Below are 16257 nucleotides of genomic sequence, written 5' to 3' on the forward strand. Positions count from 1 at the left end.
GGGGTGGATTAGCCTGATGTATAGACCGAAATGTTACATATCATGACGGGACAGTGAAGTGATGGTCTATGGTGCTCGGAATGTCATCCCGGCGGGAGAACCCCCGGATCGTTGACTATCACCAGCTCGATGGGCTCGTTAAGAGGAACCCCCACAGGGAGAAGATCCTCGTGACCCGGAGGCATCCTTCGAAGTTTAACCGGGACAACGTTCGCGTCGTGTGGGTAACCCGGGTCTCCCATCCCGATGCCGTTCCACCGGGCAAACTTCACGTCGTGGAGCAGATCATCTGGGACCGGCTCAATGAAGGGCCGGCCGATGTGATTTTAGACGCCTTGGAATACCTCATCCTTGAGAACGGCCTCGAATCGACGCTCCGTTTTGTTGCCAAGTTGAGGGACATGGCCCTCCTGAAGGGCTCGAACTTCTTCGTTACCGTGAGCGACGGGATCGATGATAGGACCCTTAACCTTCTCCGCAGGATAATCTAACGGGTAAAGTTATATAACTGAGTTACCTTTCTCATGTTTAGGTGTGGGACATGCCCTATATCGAGAAGATTGAAATGAAGGGTTTCAAATCTTACGGTAATCGGAAGGTCGTAGTTCCCCTCTCACGGGGTTTCACGGCCATAGTGGGTGCCAACGGTTCCGGGAAGAGCAACATTGGTGATGCCGTCCTCTTCGTTCTCGGCGGTTTGTCGGCGAAGGCCATGCGTGCGAGCAGGATAAGCGACCTGATATTTGCGGGCACGAAGACGGAGGCACCGGCAAAGTACGCGGAGGTAGCCATGCACTTCAACAACGAGGACCGCGGCTTCCCCCTCGATGAGGATGAGGTTGTCGTAAAGCGCCGCGTTTACCCCGACGGAAGGAGCAACTACTGGCTCAACGGCAAGAGGACGAGCAGGAGCAACATACTCGACCTGCTCAGTGCGGCAATGATCTCTCCTGAAGGTTACAACCTCGTCCTTCAGGGGGACATAACCAAATTCATCAAGATGAGCCCCACCGAGAGGAGGATGATCATAGACGAGATCTCGGGAATAGCCGAGTACGATGCTAAGAAGGAGAAGGCCCTCAACGAGCTGAAGCAGGCGGAGGAAAACCTTGCCCGGGTTGACCTTCTCATCAGGGAGGTCAAATCCCAGCTGGATAAACTCGAAAAGGAGCGCAACGATGCCCTCAGATACCTCGACCTTAAGGAGCGCGTTGAGAAAGCCCGGGTTACCCTTCTCCTCGGCGAAATAAAGAAGCTGAAGTCCCTGATCGAGGAGAGCAGGACCCGTGATGAGGAGATAGAGGAGGAGATAGGGGGCGCAACCGAACGTCTCAGGGAACTGGCCGGGGAGATAGTGGCCAGAGAAGAGGAACTCAGGGCCATCGAGAAGGAGCTCGAGGAGAAGGGCGAGGACGGCATCCTTGAGGTTACGAGGGAGATAAGCGAGGTTCAGTCGAACATCGAGGTGGCCGAAAAGAGGATCGAACTGGCCCGTAACGGGATAAAGGAAGCTCAGGAGAGACTCGAAAAGATCAGGGAGGAGCTGAAGAAGGTTTCGGAGGAGATTGAGAGGGACAGGAACGCGATCAAACGATGGAACAAGAGACGCGAAAAGCTCAGGGTGGAGATAAAGGAGAAGGAAGTGGCGAGAAACGATCTGGTCGTCAGGCTCGGCGAGATAGACAGGAACTTTGCGGTGGCGAGGGAGGAGTTCGACAGGGTCGTCAGCGAGCTCGAAGAGAGCAGGAAGGAGCTCTACATGAGGGAGAGCGATATAAAAAAGTTCAACGAGGAGATAGAGCGCCTTGAGGGTAAGATCTCGAGCGATAAAGCGAAGAGAATCGCACTGAAGTCCAGAATAGATGAGACCAGAAAAACCCTTGAGGCCAGACGCTCCGAGCTCGGGGATGTGGATGGTAAGATCCTGAGAATGGAGGAGAGACTGAGGAAGGCCGAGAAGGAGCTCGAGGAGAAATCCAAAACCCTCAGGAACGTTGAAGAAAAGCTTTCAAAGGCCCGTGAGGAGCTGATAAAAGCCGAGGCCCGGGGAGAGACCCTTCGCAACAGGGCCCTTGAGTTCCTCAGGGGGGAGAACATACCCGGTCTCTACGGGGCCCTCGGGGAACTGATACGGGTGGACGAGAACTACGCACTGGCCGTTGAGGTTGCCCTTGGCGGGAACTACGGCAACGTCGTGGTGGAGGACGACAGGGTAGCCGAGAGGGCCATCAGGTTACTGAAGGAGAAGAAGCTCGGGAGGCTGACCTTCCTTCCCCTCAACAGGATAAAGCCCCGCTCGATGCGTGAGAAACCTCCCCTCGGGATTCCGGCCATGGAAGTCGTGGAGTACGATCCGCACTTTAAGAAGGCCGTTGAATACGCCCTCGGGGATACGTTGATCGTCAGGGACATGGAGGAGGCGAGGACCGTCGGAATAGGGAAGGTTCGTATGGTAACTCTGGACGGTGAGCTCCTCGAGAGGAGCGGGGCCATAACGGGCGGCCACTACAGGCCGAGGGGAAGGCTCGGTGTTAACGTTGAGGAGATAAGGAAGAGCGTTAAGGCGCTGGAGGCCGAGAAGGAGGCGCTGGAATCCGCGGTTAACTCCCTCAGGGTGGAGATCAACGGGCTCAGAAACGAGCTCTTCAACCTTCGCATGAAGAAAAGCGAGCTGAGCAAGGACCTTCAGGTTGTTCAAAAGGAGATCGAACGTCTTCTCGCCGAGGATAGGTCCCTGAAGGAGAGCATAGAGGAGGGCGAGAAGGCCGTTGAACTGCTGAAAGGAAAGATCCACGAGGCCAGAGGGGATATGGCGAAGCTCCGTGGGAGGATAGAGAGGCTTGAGAAGAAGAGGGACAAGCTCAGGAAAGCCCTCGAGAACCCCGAGGCGAGGGAGCTTAACAGGAAGATACGGGAGATGGATGCGGAGATAGGCAGGCTCAGGGAGGAACTCAGCAAGGTGGAGAGCAAGCTCGAGGGCCTCGATGCGAGGATCAACGAGGAACTGCTTCCAAGGAAGGCCGATCTGGAGGAGGAGATAGCCGGGCTGGTGAACAGGATAAACGCCCTCAGGGCCAATATAGCTGAGAACGAGAAGGCCATTGAGGGGTTCAAAGAACGGCTGGAGGAATTGAGGAAAGCCGAGAGGAGCGTTAAGGAGGAGTTGAAGGAGCTCCGCGAGAGACGGGAGAGGATCAGGGAGGAGATAACGAACCTTCGCTCTGAGAAGGAGGAGCTGAGCTCGAGGGTTCAGGAGCTGCGTATCGAGGCCAACACCCTCAGGATAAAGCTCGTCCAGTACGAGGCCACCCTGAAGGAGCGTGAGGAAGAGCTGAAGCACCACGATGCCGGGGTAATAAAGAGCATCAGGGAGATTCCGCTGGACCTCGATTCTCTGAGGAAGGAGATAGAGGAGATGGAAGAGGAGATACGTTCCCTTGAGCCCGTTAACATGAAGGCCATAGAGGACTTCGAGGTCGTTGAGAGAAGGTACCTCGAGCTAAAGAGCAGGAGGGAACAGGTTCTCGCGGAGAAGGAGAGCATAGAGGAGTTCATCGAGGAGATAGAGGGACAGAAGAGGAACGTTTTCATGCAGACGCTCAGGGAGATAGCCCGGAACTTCTCGGAGCTCTTTTCGAAGCTCTCCCCGGGAGGAAGTGCCCGGCTCATCCTCGAGAACCCTGAGGATCCCTTCTCGGGAGGACTTGACATCGAGGCCAAGCCGGCCGGCAAGGACGTCAAGAGGATAGAGGCCATGAGCGGAGGTGAGAAGGCCCTAACGGCCCTCGCCTTCGTCTTCGCCATACAGCACTACAAACCGGCCCCCTTCTACCTCTTCGACGAGATAGATGCCCATCTCGACGATGCCAACGTCAAGCGCGTCGCCGACCTGATAAAGGAGGCATCCCGGGAGAGCCAGTTCATCGTGATAACCCTGAGGGACGTTATGATGGCCAACGCGGATAAGATAATCGGGGTCAGCATGAGGAATGGCGTCTCCAGGGTTGTTTCCCTGAGCCTTGAGAAGGCGATGGAGATCCTCGAGGAGGCACGGAAGAGGAGTGAGGCCGAGCATAACGAGATGTTCGGCCATGTAAGTGGCTGAGAGGGTGAGCCCGATGGAATCGCGCAGTGAGGAGGGCGTAACGCCCGTTGACATCCTCCTTCAGCTGGTTAAGATGGGCAGGGTGGACCCGTGGAACATAGACATAGTTGATCTGACCGAGAAGTACCTCGAGAGGCTAAGGGAGATGAAGGAACTCGACCTCAGGGTCTCGGCGAGGGCCATTTTGGCCGCTTCCATCCTCGTCAGGATGAAGAGTGAAGCCCTGCTCCAGGACGACCTGGAGGGGGAAGAAGAGGACGATGGGGAGGAGAGGCTTAGGATCGAGGTGGAGCCTTTAGCTCCCCCACTCAGGAGGGTGAAACGCCACTACACCTTCGACGACCTTTTGGATGCCCTGATGGACGCCCTCGAGGATGCGGAAAAGAGGAAGCCCCGGAGGAAGAAGAGGGTCGAGATAGAGGAGCAGGTTTTCGTCGTCGAGGACTTCCGCGTTGACATAGAGAAGCACGTTTACAGACTCCATAACTTAGTACTGGAGATGTACAGGGAAAGCGGGAAGGCCATAAGTTTCTGGGACCTCGTATTCGATCCAAAGCCAAAGGTCGTGGCCAGAACCTTCCTCTATCTGCTGTTCCTCTCGAACATGGGCAGGGTTGACCTGATTCAGGAGGAGCCCTTCGGTGACATACTCATAGTCCCCCTCGATCCTTCGGTTAAGGCGGAATAGCCCGGAACAGGGGAGTGGACCATGTACCTTCGCCGCGATCTGATCGAGCCACGCGTTTATCAGGAAGTTATTTACACCCGGTGCAAGGAGACAAACTGCCTGGTGGTCCTGCCGACGGGTCTGGGTAAAACGCTCGTGGCCATGATGATAGCCGACTACCGCCTCTCGAAGTACGGCGGAAAGGTCCTGATGCTCGCCCCCACGAAACCCCTCGCCCTGCAGCACGCGGAGAGCTTCAGGCGGTTCTTCGACCTTCCGCCGGAGAGGATAAACGTGCTCACCGGAGAGCTCCCGCCCGAAAGGAGGGCCGAACTGTGGAGGAAGAGCACCGTCATAACGGCCACGCCCCAGACGGTTGAGAACGATATCTTGAGGGGGGGCATCTCCCTCGAAGACGTTGTTCTGCTGGTTTTCGATGAGGCCCACAGGGCCGTGGGGAACTATTCCTACGTTTTCATAGGCAGGGAGTACCTGAAAACCGCCGCGAATCCCCTCGTGCTCGGCCTCACCGCTTCCCCCGGAAGCGACGAGGAGCGGATACGCGAGATAATCAAGAACCTCGGGATAGAGAGGATCGAGGTGAGAACCGAGAGGTCGCCGGACGTGAAACCCTACGTTCAAAGGATAGCCCTCGAGTGGGTGAAGGTGGAACTTCCCGGTATCTACAGGGAGGTTCGCTCTCTCCTGAGGGAGATGCTGAAGGAGAGCCTCAAACCCCTCGCAAAGTTCAACCTCGTGTCAACCTACTCGCCGGATATCTCAAAGAGGGAGGTACTTCAGGCGGGTTCGAAGATAAGCCGGGAGATTGCGGAGGGCAACTACTCGATGGGGAAGCTGAGGCTCTATCAGGCCAAAGCGGTGAAGCTTCAGCACGCCATAGAGCTCCTCGAGACGCAGGGACTGACGGCCCTGAGGGCCTACATCCGAAAGCTCAGAGAGGACAAAAGGACGAAGTCGAACAGGGAGCTCATGGAAGACCCCCGCATGAGGAAGGTGGTGTACCTTCTCATAAGAGCTAAGGAACTCGGGCTGGACCATCCCAAGATGGAGAAACTCAGGGAGCTCGTCAGGGGCCAGCTTGAGGAGAAGCCCGGCTCCAGAATAATCGTCTTCACCAACTACCGCGATACGGGTATGAAGATCGTTGAGCTTCTTCGCGGGGAGGGAATAAGCGTCGAACGCTTCATAGGGCAGGCGAGCAGGAAGGAGGATAAGGGAATGACCCAGAGACAGCAGAAAGAGACTCTGGAGCGTTTTTCCCGCGGGGAGTTCAACGTTCTCGTGGCCACCAGCGTTGGCGAGGAGGGGCTCGACGTTCCGGAGGTCGATCTCGTCGTCTTCTACGAACCCGTACCTTCGGCCATAAGGAGCATACAGAGGCGCGGGAGGACGGGCAGGCACAGGCCCGGCAGGGTGGTCGTGCTGATGGCGAAGGGAACGAGGGATGAGGCCTACTACTGGAGCTCCCGGAGGAAGGAGAGGGGAATGTTCGAGGCGATAAGAAAGCTCGCGAAGGAGCTTGAGAAGGCCCATAAAACGGAAAAGATGGAGGCCGTCGGGATGTCCCAAAGGGGAAGGATAACCCCGCTTGATGAGTTCCTCACCTTGAAGGGGAAAACCGGGGAGGAAACTGAGGAAAAACCCGATTCGCCCGAAAAATCTGACGAAGAACCGGAAAAAGCCCTTTTCGTGAAGAAACCCGGGAAGATCCTGATCTACGTTGACAGCCGTGAGCTAAGGAGCGGCGTGCCAAAGCACCTGAGGGAACTCGGGGCGGAGGTGGTGGTCAGGACCCTCGACGTTGCGGATTATGTTGTCAGCGAGGACGTCGGGATAGAGAGGAAGGGTGCCGGCGACTTCATACAGTCCATCATCGACGGCAGGCTCTTCGAGCAGGTTGAAAGGCTAAAAAGGGCCTACGAAAAGCCCCTGATAATCGTGGAAGGAGAGCTCTACGGCGTAAGAAACGTCCACCCCAACGCCATCAGGGGCGCCATGGCCGCTCTGGCCATCGACTGGGGCGTTCCGCTGCTCTTCTCCTCTGGGGTGGAGGAAACCGCCCAGTTCGTATACCTCATAGCAAGGCGCGAGCAGGAGGAGAGGAAGAGGGAGGTCAGACTCAGGAGTGAGAAGAAGACCCTCAGTCTCGCCGAGAGGCAGAGGCTTATAGTCGAGGGGCTTCCCAGCGTCTCGGCCACGCTCGCCAGAAGACTCCTCAGGCACTTCGGGAACGTGGAGAGAATCTTCACCGCAACGGAGGAGGAGCTCAGAGAGGTCGAGGGCATCGGTCCCAAGAAGGCGAGGGAGATAAGAAGGGTCATAACCGCCCCCTACGTTGAGGAGGGTGACCAAGGGGATATTACCTGAGGGAATATGGGGTGTTGAGTCCAATAATCCGCGCTCATGAAAAAGGTTATATAAGTCTTTTTTCATAGAATAGAGTGGTGATAGGTATGCAAATCGTTGAACTCGACATTAAGTTGCCCTATGAGAACAGAGGGCAGGTATTAAGCCGTATCTATGAGAAGGTCAGGGGCAGGATAAGGGACCTCCACTTCTTTCCTCCGACCGCCGAGGGCCTCAGCGAGATAAGGATGGAGGTCCTTGAAGAGGACACCTCGAGGCTCCTATCAGAGCTCAGTAAGGTAATCAAAAACGGTAGGGTGACCCTGAGGGTCCTCTCGGAGGTTTAACCCTTTATCCCCCTGTTGAGCTCTTCCAGCTTTTCTCTGGCCCTCTCGATGGAGCCGGCCTTCTCGATCGCCGTCCCCGTAACGATAACGTCCGCTCCGGCCTTGACCGCTCTCCTCGCCTGCTCCCCGGTTCTTACCCCACCCCCGACTATCAGGGGCACGTCTATGACCTTTCTCACGAGGGAGATCATCTCCGGAGGAACCGGCTCTCCGGCCCCGCTTCCAGCTTCTAAATAGACGAGGCGCATTCCGAGGTACTGGCCCGCGAGGGCGTAGGCCGCGGCTATCTTGGGCTTGTGCCTTGGTATGGGCTTGGCGTCACCGACCCAGCCCACGGTTTCGCCGGGTTCAACCACGAGGTAGGCCATGGGTATGGGTTCTATGCCGTAGCGCCTGACCGTGAAAGCGCCCAGTGCCTGAGAGCCCGTTATGAAGAAGGGGTTGGTTGAGTTGAGGAGGCTCATGAAGAATATGGCATCGGCGTGTTTGCTTATTCCACCGTGGGAGCCGGGAAAGAGTATCGTTGGAAGGCTTGAGGATTCCTTTATGGCCCTAACGACGCCGTCCAGAACCTCGCCCTCGGCCCCCGTGGAACCGCCTATCATTATGGCATCCACACCCGCTTCCTCGCTCATCCCGGCCAGCTTCCCGGCCAGAGCCGGGGTAACGTCATCGGGATCGATGAGAACGAAGTGGAGCTTCTCCCTTTCAAGCTTCTCGTGGATGTAGGATTCCACCCTTCCCAGTTCAAGCTTCATCTTTCCCACCGGGATTTATAGCTTCCTCCTCGCTTTTAACCCTTACCCACTCAAGGTTAAACCCCTCGAGTATGCCGGTTAAAAAGGCGTCGGGCTCCGCCTTGAACCTGTAGAGGTTGCTCTTCACGCCGACGTCTCCCGCACCAAAGCCGTTCACCGGTTCGCCGAACCTCGAGACCTCCAGGGAAAGCCTCTCCTCGAGTTTAACGTCGCTCGGTATCATGTAGGCCCTGAGAAGCTGGGCCTTCCTGAGGAGGAAATCTATGTGCCAGTGGAGTTTTTTGTTCCTTCTGAAGTGTCTTGCAACCCGCTTCTCGAGGGAGTTCATGGCGGAACCGACGTAAACGTAGTAGCCGGCTTTCAGGCGAAACCTCCTGCCCCTGGTCCTCACCTCCGTCTCCGCGGGCAGGCGTATTACGAGAAAGTAGGAACCCCTCATGGGAGGGGCTCTCACTCAGGGTTTATAAACCTATTAACGAAGTCCCGCTGGTGTGGACGATGGACGAAAGGAAAAAGAAGCGCCCCGTGGATGATTTCGCATGGCAGGAGTACGAGAGGGATGAGTTTGAGGAACGTTTTCCGGCCCTGGCGAGGGAGCTTGAGGACGAAGGCCTTGAGATAGAAGCCTACAGAACCGGGGAAGATGAAACCTCCGGGGAGGAACCGGTGGACTTTTCAGGTTACAGGCCGACGGTCATAGATTTCCTGAGAAGATGCGAAACGGACGATGAGGCGATGGAGATAATCAACTGGATGGAGGATAGGGGTGAGATAACCCACGAGATGGCGAAGGATCTCCGGCTGACCCTCGTCCGGAAGGGCGTGAGGGCCTTCGGACCAAAGAAGGAATGGGGATGGTACGAGAGGCATGGAAGGAGGCATTGATCAGATGTTGCCTATCCTCTGGAGGACCATCCCCTCTATCCTTATCGGTTCGGTTCTCCTCGCGAAAACTATGGCCTGATCGAGCCTTGCCTCGCTCTCGGCGTATATCTTGAAGAGGGGGTCCCCCTCTCTGACCTTCTCCCCGACCTTGACGTAGAGCTCTATTCCGGCGCCCTTGTCCTCCGGCGCCCCGGCAGCCCGGGCTATTCCTGTTATAGCTCTGTTGTCCATGGCCGTTACGTAGCCGCTGGTGGGTGCCGTGAAGGTGTACGTGTTACTTCCGACGGGTATCTCCTCCGGTTTTATCTCCGGGTTCCCGCCCTGCTCCGCTATTATTTCCTTCATCTTCTCCCACGCTTTTCCGCTTTTAAGGATCTCTCTGGCAGTGCTTTTACCCATTCCGGCCGGTGCAACACCGCCCATCTCGAGCAGGATACCTGCCAGACCGAGGGCCTTCTCTATCAGGCTTCCGGGCCCCTCGCCGGTCATGAGTGCTTGAAGGGCCTCTCTGGCTTCCAGCGCGGGACCTACGGTGTGGCCTATGGGTTGCCCTCCGTAGGTTATGGCCACCTCCACGTACTGGCCGAGCCGCTTCCCAAGTTCTATGAAGTCCTTGGAAAGGCCCCTTGCCTCCTCCAGAGTTTCCACCTTGACGCCCCTGCCCGTCGGGATGTCTATCAGAACGTACTGGCTCCCCATGGCGTACTTCTTTGACATTATGCTGGCGAGCATCAGCCCCGTGGGGTCGATGCTAAGGGCTCGTTCCGCTCTGATGGTTATGTCGTCAGCCGGTGCAAGGTTGAGGGCACCGCCCCATACGAGACAGGCCCCTATCTTCTCCACTATGCGCTTTATCTCGTCCAGGGAAAAGCTAACCTCGGCGAAAACCTCCACAACGTCCGCGGTCCCCGCGGCGCTGGTTATTGCCCTCGAGCTGGTTTTGGGTATCGTCAACCCCGCGGCGGCCACTATGGGAACGACGAGGATGTTGGTCTTGTTCCCGGGAACGCCTCCGATGCTGTGAACATCCATTATCGGCTTCCTGTCTATGTCAAGCATGTCGCCGGTCTCGGCCATGGCAAGGGTCAGGGCTGCCGTTTCGTCCATATCGAGGCCGTTTATCTCCAGCGAGGTGACGAAGGAGCTTATCTCTATGTCCCGGAGCTTCCGGTCAACTATGTCCTTGATTATCGCCTCTATCTCAACCTTCCTGAGCTTTTTTCCTTCCATCTTCTTCTTGATGTACCTAACGCTCTCGGGAGTGCCGCCCGGTGCCACGTTGACGATCTCCCCCTCGGAGAAGCTGTGGAACTGGAGTATGTCCCTGCTTAAACCCACCTCGTTGCTTTCAACAAGGTTGCTGATGACAACACTGCCGTAAACCATCTTTTTTCCGGTTTCGATCCTTACGAGGTCGTCCGGATGGAGCCTGGCTTTTCTGGCTTCCTCCTCGTTGATGAAGACCGAATATCTGCCACTGTAAACGTTGAGTAACCTGACCTTCGCCTTCACCTTGATCCCTCCGCTTGATGTGGACTTACAACCTATTGATGTGAGCACCAATAAGCCTTTTGGTGGGATGACTGTTAAAGACGGCGTAACTTTTAACACAACTTTGCAGAAAAATGTAAAAATCAGCCGCTGACAGCCGGTTCATGGCTCAAAACGGCTCCTAAGCTCGTGCGGGATCTTCGTGCTCAGTGAAACGGTGGTTAAAACCCTGAGGGTTTCATAACCCCCTTGGGATTAAAACGCCGTAGAAACCTTCAACAACAGGAGAATTAAAAGGGGATCCAAAAAGTTCAAAGGTTTTTGACCTCTTCGTCTATGGATTCCTCGAGGGTTCTCTCCCATTCCTCAACGTCGAAGTCAACGAGCTCGCTTTCAAGGTCTTCCTTGAGGTTGGTGACGCGCCTTTTAAGGGCGTTCTTGGTTTCTTCATCGTAGACAACGTAGTAGGGGCTGTTCTTGGCTGAGTAGTAAAGCATGAGAAGGACTATGTTGAGCACGATGAGGATGACCAGGATCCCATAGAGTAGTGCCTCTTCCATTACCTCCTCCCCCCGAACAGGGCCCTGAATACCCTCTTTATTGGACTCTCTGGTTCAGGTGCCTGCCACTTGATACCGGCGAGCTTGGCCGCGAGCTGTTTGATGGCTATGGCAGCGGGACTGGTTGGGTTCTTGACCACGAGGGGTACACCGTAAGCGCTCGCGCGCTTGACCTCGGGATCCTCGGGTATCATGGTTAGAACCGGGACCTCGAGGATGGCCTCTATCTCCTCCTGGCTGAGCTCCGTCTTCTCGTTGGTCACCCTGTTGAGAACCGCCCCAAGGGGCAGGGTCCCGAGCTTCTCGGCTATCAGTTTGGTCTTGAGGGAATCCGTTATGGCGGATATCTCGGGGTTTGTGACGATTATGAGTTCCTTGCCTATGAGGAGTGCCGTGACGGACGTCATCTCAAGGCCGGCCGGGGCGTCGATGAGAACGAAGTCCGCCATCTGTCCTATCTCCCTGATCAGCTGCCTGAGCCTCTCCGGCTTGGCCTTCTTGACCTTTTCAAGGCTCAGTCCACCGGGTATTACCTTAACCCCCGCAGGGCCTTCGTAGATGGCATCCTTGAGCTGGGCCTCCCCTGCCAGAACGTCGTGGAGCGTTATTGGAATGTCCTCCATGCCCAGAATAAGGCTGAGGTTTGCCATGGTTATATCCGCGTCGAGCAGGATGACATCCTTTCCAAATTGAGCCAGTGCAACACCCAGATTTGCAACGGTGGTTGTTTTACCCGTTCCGCCTTTTCCAGATGCAAAAACAATCGAACGACCCTCCAAAGTGAACACCTCCGGATCAGAGCTGGTGTCTTTGAACGAGGCTCTCCCTTGAGTTTTCGATTTTATGCCGTAGTAAATTTATACGTGTAGTTTACGCTGATACTGTTTTTATCTTTTGCGGTCTGGATCCCTGAAAAAGAAAAGTGTGGGGGTAATCACTCCACCCGGGCCTTTTATTCTTCCTTTCTGGCTTCTTCTTCGAGCTTTGCTTTGACGGCGTCGGCGGTGTCGGAAAGGCTCCTGAAGAGCTTCAGCATCTCCATCGGCAGCGTCAGGACTATAATGTTGCTCTTGTCACTCGCGACGTCGCTTATCGTCTGGAGGGTTCTGAGCTGGAGTGCCATCGGGTGCTGAGAAACTATCTCCGCCGCGTCGCGGAGCTTTTCTGCAGCCTGTCTTTCAGCTTCCGCAAGGGTTATCCTCGCACGCCTCTCGCGCTCCGCCTCCGCCTGTCTCGCCATGGCCTTCTGCATACCGCTCGGCAGTTCGACGTCCTTTATCTCCACGGTCGAGACCTTGATACCCCATGGATCGGTCGCCTCGTCTATGATCTTCTGGAGCTCCATGTTGAGCTTGTCACGCTCGCTGAGGAGCTCGTCGAGGTGCGCCTGTCCAATGACGCTCCTGAGGGTCGTCTGAGCTATCTGGCTGGTGGCGACGACGTAGTTGGCCACCTGCGTCACCGCCTTCACTGGATCTATAACCCTAAAGTACACCACCGCGTTAACCTTGACGGGAACGTTGTCCTTGGTTATGGTCTCCTGAACCGGCACGTCGAGAACCTTCGTGCGGAGGTCAACTATGACTGCCTTCTCGAATATCGGGATTATGAAGAACAATCCCGGGCCTCTTGCTCCCACTACCCTTCCGAGGCGGAATATCACCGCCCTCTCGTACTCCTTCACTATCTTTATTGCCGTTGCCAGCACCACCAAAACGAAAAGCAGAACTATGCCCAAAACAGTGTTCGTAAACAGAGAGGCCATTCATTCCTCCCTCCTTTCTCCGGTTTTTTCCACGATGAGTTTAAGCCCCCTTATTTCAACGATCCTGACCTTCTCCCCCACGGGTATCCTGCCCCCATCCCGGCTTTCGGCCTTCCAGAGTTCCCCGTGTACCTTAACGAACCCCTCCGGGTCGATGTCCTGAACAACCCTTCCGGTTTCCCCCACGAGTTCCTCCTTTCCGGTCTTTGGTCTGCTCCTCCGCGCCCTGACAACCGCCGCCACCCCGAAGAGGAAGAACAGCCCTATAAGGATCGCGATGGTTACGATGGTCACCCTTAGGAGTGAGTAGGTCTCGCTCCTTACCAGATAGGGACTCCCGCCTCCGCCGAAGAGCATGATGCCACCCAGTATGAGCGTTACAACGCCCGCCGTTGTAAAGAGGCCGAAAGTCGGGGTCAGGGCCTCGGCCACGAAGAATATCATGGCCAGCGCTATGAGCAACAGGGCGGCACTGCTGTAGCCGAAGTACCCGAGCCCTATGATGCCGAGGACGAGCATTATGGCACCCACGGTCTCCGGAACGTGCCATCCCGGAGTCAGGAAGCCCAGTATAATTCCCAGGATGCCGATGTTCAGCAGAACGTAGGCTATGGTTGGGTCCGTGATGTAGTTAACGACGGTGTCCTTAAAGGAGGGTTCGATGTAGACGAGCCGGGCGTCCTTAAGGTGCAGGGTCACGTTCCCCTTTCCCGCCACGGGGACCCGGGTTTTCATCCCGTCGGCCTTCTGGAGGAGCTCGTCAACGTCTTCGGCTATTATCTCGGCGACGCCGTACTTCAGCGCCTCTTCGGCCGTTACGCTCCTGTCCTTCGTTATGAACTCCTCCGCAAGGGTTACGTTCCTTCCGCTCGTCCTCGCGAGTTCCTTGAGGTACGTCGTGTAGAAGTTGGTTATCTTCGGCGGCGCCTCAACTATGCTCCCGTTCTGGCCGTAGCCGAGTATCGGCCTGCAGGCGCCTATAACCGTGCCGGGGCTCATGGCTATGAGGTGCGACGAGAGGGCTATGTAGGTCCCGGCCGAAGCTGCCATGGCACCCCTCGGATGGACGTAGATTATAACCGGAACCCCTGCGTTCTGGATCCTCGTAACGATGGACTGCATGGCGTCGGCGCGTCCTCCGGGGGTGTTGAGCTCGATTATTATCGCTTGAGCATCGTTCCTCTCAGCCTCACCTATGTACCGGTCGAACTGGTCGACCGTGTATCCCGTTATCATCCCGTCGACCCTTGCCACGTAGACAGCTCCCTCGTTCGCATGGACTCCCGGGAGGACCAGTGCGAGCACGAGTAGAACCATCAATGCAACCCTGTGTCCCATGGGTACCGCCATGATACACTACTACAGAAGGGTTTAAATATCTGTCTGTTCTCCGAAAGTGATTTATAGGTCCCGGACCAGGTCTCTTACATGGGGCTTACAACCCTCGTCAGGCTCTACCGGCTTTCAAAGGGCGATGGGAAGGTTGAGCGGGCATGGGAGCTCGTAAGGGTAGCGGCCCGGTATTCCACCCACGAACCCTACTGGAAATTCCTGAGAGAGGGCTTTAACATCGGAGAAAAGGACGTGAAGGAGGCCATGCGCCTCCTCGAGGAAAGGGGAAGGATCAGAATAAAACGCTCCGTCGATGGGAGGAAGCTCTACGTCTCCACCCTAAAGGATATAAGGGCGAAGCCCGTTACGCTTGACCGATGGCTGGGATCGACCTGAGCAAAACCACCCGCGAGATGATCCGCAACGGAACCTGGAAGTTCGAAGATGGGGTATTTTACATGGCCCTCGAGAGCGGTGTGGCCGGCTACGACGGGGAGAACTTTCTGCTTTCCGATTCCCTCTCGAGGAGGGAACGAAAAAACGCCAGAGAAAAGCTTGAGTTCGTCCTCGGACTGGACACGGATCTGGACTCCTTCTACGGTGAGATAGCCGATTCTCCCTTTGCCTTCCTCGCCGGGGAGTTCCGGGGTCTCGTGGCTTCTGCCTCCCCGACCCCCTATCAGGCCCTGGTGGAGACGATAGCCCAGCAGCAGGTGAGCTTTGAGTTCGCCCAGAGGACGATCGCCAGCCTTGTAAGGCTCGCCGGAAGGTCCTTCGGGGACCTGCACGCCTTCCCATCCCCGGGAGAGGTGGCCGGTCTGAGCACGGCCGAGCTTAAGGAAACCAAACTCGGCTACAGGGGCTTTTACATAAAGTCCCTGACGGGGCTCTACCTCGAGGGAAAGCTCGACCTCGAGCTCTGGGAATGGAAGGTGGAGGACGCCATCGATTATCTCACGAAGTTCAGGGGAATAGGGCGGTGGAGCGCCGAGCTCTTTCTCGCCTACGGTCTTAGAAAGAACGTCTATCCGGCTTCGGATCTCGGCCTCAGGAGGGGGATCTCGAAGATCCTCGGGAGACCGCTTAAGGAGGTAACCGCCCGGGAAGTTCGGGAGACCCTCGAGCCCTACGGAAAGTGGAAGGGGCTTCTGGCGTTCTACATCAGCTGTTACGACAGAAAGACTGAAGCGGAGCGGAGGAAGAGATGACCCATGTCGTGACCCTCGATAGGGAGAGGTTCAGGGCCCTTAAAGGGAAGAACGTCGAGGAAATCCTGCGCGATAACCTTAAGAGGGTTGAGGAAACGCTCATGGCCGAGCGCGAGGAGGAGTTGCTCGAGAGAAAGGGCAAACTGGAGGAGAAGCTCGAGACCATGCTGAAGGAGGTCGAGGAGCTGAGGGAGTTCTACAGAAAGGCCTTAGCGGATAAGGAGTTCATGATGGCGGAGCGTGAGAGGCTCGCGCTTGAGAACGCCGACCTGAGGAAGAAGGTTGAAGCAAAGAGAAAGGAACTCGAAGAACGCCCGGTTCGTGAGGGAAGATGAGGCTCATCGTTAAACCCGAAAGGGGCCTTGGAAAGATCGAGGTGGAGTTAAGCGAGGAAACGGTTGCTGCCATAGAACGCCTCGGGAGGCTCTACGGTGTCCCTCCCCAGAGGATCGTGGAGATGGCCCTGAGGGGGGAGTTTAAAAGGCCCAGAGGTGTTCTAAAGGAGCTCGAGAGAAGGGTGGGGGAGCTCGAGGAGAGGACGTGGAGGCTCGAGAAGGAGTACGCTCCACTGCGCTTCAGGGCCTACGGTCTGAGCGAGGATAACAGGCTCCTTGCTATCGAACTTTCAGGCCTGCTGGCCGAGAACGCCCAGCTGAGAAGGTTCCTTGGAATGAAACCGGAGCGAAACGTCAGATTGAGAAGGCTTATATCCTACTACCTCAAAGGTTAGACTGCGGATGATGATAGCGAATTGCACCGAGCTGTGACGAAA

Annotated in this window: 17 protein-coding genes; 10 read left to right on the forward strand and 7 right to left on the reverse strand. The window is 56.3% G+C overall.

Annotated elements, in window-relative coordinates:
- Window positions 1–68 precede the first annotated feature (68 nt).
- From A3L12_RS06720 to A3L12_RS06740, 5 genes are all read left to right on the forward strand, one after another.
- Window positions 69–491 carry a DUF835 domain-containing protein gene (locus tag A3L12_RS06720; protein WP_232462880.1) on the forward strand — a complete coding sequence of 141 codons (423 nt, stop codon included), beginning with the start codon at window positions 69–71 and terminating at the stop codon, window positions 489–491.
- A 50-nt stretch (window positions 492–541) separates the two neighbouring features.
- On the forward strand, window positions 542–4105 hold the full coding sequence (gene smc, locus A3L12_RS06725; protein WP_088882905.1) for a chromosome segregation protein SMC: 3564 nt from the start codon (window positions 542–544) through the stop codon (window positions 4103–4105).
- A gap of 13 nt (window positions 4106–4118) precedes the next feature.
- Window positions 4119–4793, forward strand: a complete 675-nt coding sequence (locus A3L12_RS06730) for a ScpA family protein (protein WP_088882906.1) — start codon at window positions 4119–4121, stop codon at window positions 4791–4793.
- Window positions 4794–4814: 21 nt separating this feature from the next.
- The gene (locus A3L12_RS06735) at window positions 4815–7160 is read left to right on the forward strand and encodes a DEAD/DEAH box helicase (protein WP_088882907.1); all 2346 of its coding nucleotides are present in this window, start codon (window positions 4815–4817) and stop codon (window positions 7158–7160) included.
- An 86-nt stretch (window positions 7161–7246) separates the two neighbouring features.
- Window positions 7247–7486: a hypothetical protein gene (locus A3L12_RS06740; protein ID WP_088882908.1), complete on the forward strand. Its 240-nt coding sequence runs from the start codon at window positions 7247–7249 to the stop codon at window positions 7484–7486.
- Here A3L12_RS06740 and A3L12_RS06745 read toward each other — a convergent pair.
- Together A3L12_RS06745 and A3L12_RS06750 are read right to left on the reverse strand one after the other, a co-directional pair.
- The gene (locus tag A3L12_RS06745) at window positions 7483–8244 is read right to left on the reverse strand and encodes a geranylgeranylglyceryl/heptaprenylglyceryl phosphate synthase (RefSeq protein WP_088882909.1); all 762 of its coding nucleotides are present in this window, start codon (window positions 8242–8244) and stop codon (window positions 7483–7485) included. The genes A3L12_RS06740 and A3L12_RS06745 overlap by 4 nt on opposite strands.
- Window positions 8234–8683, reverse strand: coding sequence for a DUF123 domain-containing protein (locus A3L12_RS06750; protein ID WP_088882910.1), 450 nt, complete (start codon window positions 8681–8683; stop codon window positions 8234–8236). The genes A3L12_RS06745 and A3L12_RS06750 overlap by 11 nt, the downstream gene beginning before the upstream one ends.
- Before the next feature lie 59 nt (window positions 8684–8742).
- Here A3L12_RS06750 and A3L12_RS06755 point away from each other — a divergent pair, with 59 nt between their 5' ends.
- Entirely contained in the window at window positions 8743–9129 is a 387-nt protein-coding gene (locus A3L12_RS06755; protein ID WP_088882911.1) for a DUF2095 family protein, read from the forward strand.
- Here A3L12_RS06755 and A3L12_RS06760 read toward each other — a convergent pair whose 3' ends face one another.
- The 5 genes from A3L12_RS06760 to A3L12_RS06780 all read right to left on the reverse strand — a co-directional run bounded on the left by A3L12_RS06760 (window position 9130) and on the right by A3L12_RS06780 (window position 14295).
- Window positions 9130–10641 (reverse strand): AMP phosphorylase, encoded by a 1512-nt coding sequence (locus A3L12_RS06760; protein ID WP_088882912.1) that lies wholly within the window; start codon window positions 10639–10641, stop codon window positions 9130–9132.
- Between the two features lie 290 nt (window positions 10642–10931).
- Window positions 10932–11180, reverse strand: a complete 249-nt coding sequence (locus A3L12_RS06765; protein WP_088882913.1) for a hypothetical protein — start codon at window positions 11178–11180, stop codon at window positions 10932–10934.
- A complete protein-coding gene (gene minD, locus A3L12_RS06770) occupies window positions 11180–11959 on the reverse strand; it encodes a cell division ATPase MinD (RefSeq protein ID WP_088882914.1) in 780 nt (259 codons plus the stop codon). Before minD ends, A3L12_RS06765 begins: the two co-directional genes overlap by 1 nt.
- Window positions 11960–12132: 173 nt before the next feature.
- Window positions 12133–12945 (reverse strand): slipin family protein, encoded by an 813-nt coding sequence (locus A3L12_RS06775; RefSeq protein ID WP_088882915.1) that lies wholly within the window; start codon window positions 12943–12945, stop codon window positions 12133–12135.
- A complete protein-coding gene (locus A3L12_RS06780; RefSeq protein ID WP_394335074.1) occupies window positions 12946–14295 on the reverse strand; it encodes a nodulation protein NfeD in 1350 nt (449 codons plus the stop codon).
- Between the two features lie 78 nt (window positions 14296–14373).
- Between A3L12_RS06780 and A3L12_RS06785 the strand changes: the two genes are divergently transcribed.
- Genes A3L12_RS06785 through A3L12_RS06800 form a run of 4 tightly spaced genes read left to right on the forward strand, consistent with a single transcriptional unit; the run spans window position 14374 to window position 16215 of the window.
- On the forward strand, window positions 14374–14673 hold the full coding sequence (locus A3L12_RS06785; protein ID WP_088882917.1) for a hypothetical protein: 300 nt from the start codon (window positions 14374–14376) through the stop codon (window positions 14671–14673).
- Window positions 14655–15485, forward strand: a complete 831-nt coding sequence (locus A3L12_RS06790) for a DNA-3-methyladenine glycosylase (RefSeq protein WP_088882918.1) — start codon at window positions 14655–14657, stop codon at window positions 15483–15485. The genes A3L12_RS06785 and A3L12_RS06790 overlap by 19 nt, the downstream gene beginning before the upstream one ends.
- Window positions 15482–15820 (forward strand): hypothetical protein, encoded by a 339-nt coding sequence (locus A3L12_RS06795; protein ID WP_088882919.1) that lies wholly within the window; start codon window positions 15482–15484, stop codon window positions 15818–15820. The genes A3L12_RS06790 and A3L12_RS06795 overlap by 4 nt, the downstream gene beginning before the upstream one ends.
- Window positions 15817–16215: a hypothetical protein gene (locus tag A3L12_RS06800; protein ID WP_088882920.1), complete on the forward strand. Its 399-nt coding sequence runs from the start codon at window positions 15817–15819 to the stop codon at window positions 16213–16215. The genes A3L12_RS06795 and A3L12_RS06800 overlap by 4 nt, the downstream gene beginning before the upstream one ends.
- Window positions 16216–16257: the final 42 nt, after the last annotated feature.

Source organism: Thermococcus sp. P6 (assembly GCF_002214525.1).
Taxonomy (GTDB): Archaea; Methanobacteriota_B; Thermococci; order Thermococcales; family Thermococcaceae; genus Thermococcus.

Coding starts and splice junctions, on each gene's coding strand:
- A3L12_RS06720 (WP_232462880.1), top strand. CDS start 69: ATGGTGCTCGGAATGTCATCCCGGCGGGAGAACCCCCGGATCGTTGAC.
- smc (WP_088882905.1), top strand. CDS start 542: ATGCCCTATATCGAGAAGATTGAAATGAAGGGTTTCAAATCTTACGGT.
- A3L12_RS06730 (WP_088882906.1), top strand. CDS start 4,119: ATGGAATCGCGCAGTGAGGAGGGCGTAACGCCCGTTGACATCCTCCTT.
- A3L12_RS06735 (WP_088882907.1), top strand. CDS start 4,815: ATGTACCTTCGCCGCGATCTGATCGAGCCACGCGTTTATCAGGAAGTT.
- A3L12_RS06740 (WP_088882908.1), top strand. CDS start 7,247: ATGCAAATCGTTGAACTCGACATTAAGTTGCCCTATGAGAACAGAGGG.
- A3L12_RS06745 (WP_088882909.1), bottom strand. CDS start 8,244: ATGAAGCTTGAACTGGGAAGGGTGGAATCCTACATCCACGAGAAGCTT.
- A3L12_RS06750 (WP_088882910.1), bottom strand. CDS start 8,683: ATGAGGGGTTCCTACTTTCTCGTAATACGCCTGCCCGCGGAGACGGAG.
- A3L12_RS06755 (WP_088882911.1), top strand. CDS start 8,743: ATGGACGAAAGGAAAAAGAAGCGCCCCGTGGATGATTTCGCATGGCAG.
- A3L12_RS06765 (WP_088882913.1), bottom strand. CDS start 11,180: ATGGAAGAGGCACTACTCTATGGGATCCTGGTCATCCTCATCGTGCTC.
- A3L12_RS06775 (WP_088882915.1), bottom strand. CDS start 12,945: ATGGCCTCTCTGTTTACGAACACTGTTTTGGGCATAGTTCTGCTTTTC.
- A3L12_RS06780 (WP_394335074.1), bottom strand. CDS start 14,295: ATGGCGGTACCCATGGGACACAGGGTTGCATTGATGGTTCTACTCGTG.
- A3L12_RS06785 (WP_088882917.1), top strand. CDS start 14,374: ATGGGGCTTACAACCCTCGTCAGGCTCTACCGGCTTTCAAAGGGCGAT.
- A3L12_RS06790 (WP_088882918.1), top strand. CDS start 14,655: ATGGCTGGGATCGACCTGAGCAAAACCACCCGCGAGATGATCCGCAAC.
- A3L12_RS06795 (WP_088882919.1), top strand. CDS start 15,482: ATGACCCATGTCGTGACCCTCGATAGGGAGAGGTTCAGGGCCCTTAAA.
- A3L12_RS06800 (WP_088882920.1), top strand. CDS start 15,817: ATGAGGCTCATCGTTAAACCCGAAAGGGGCCTTGGAAAGATCGAGGTG.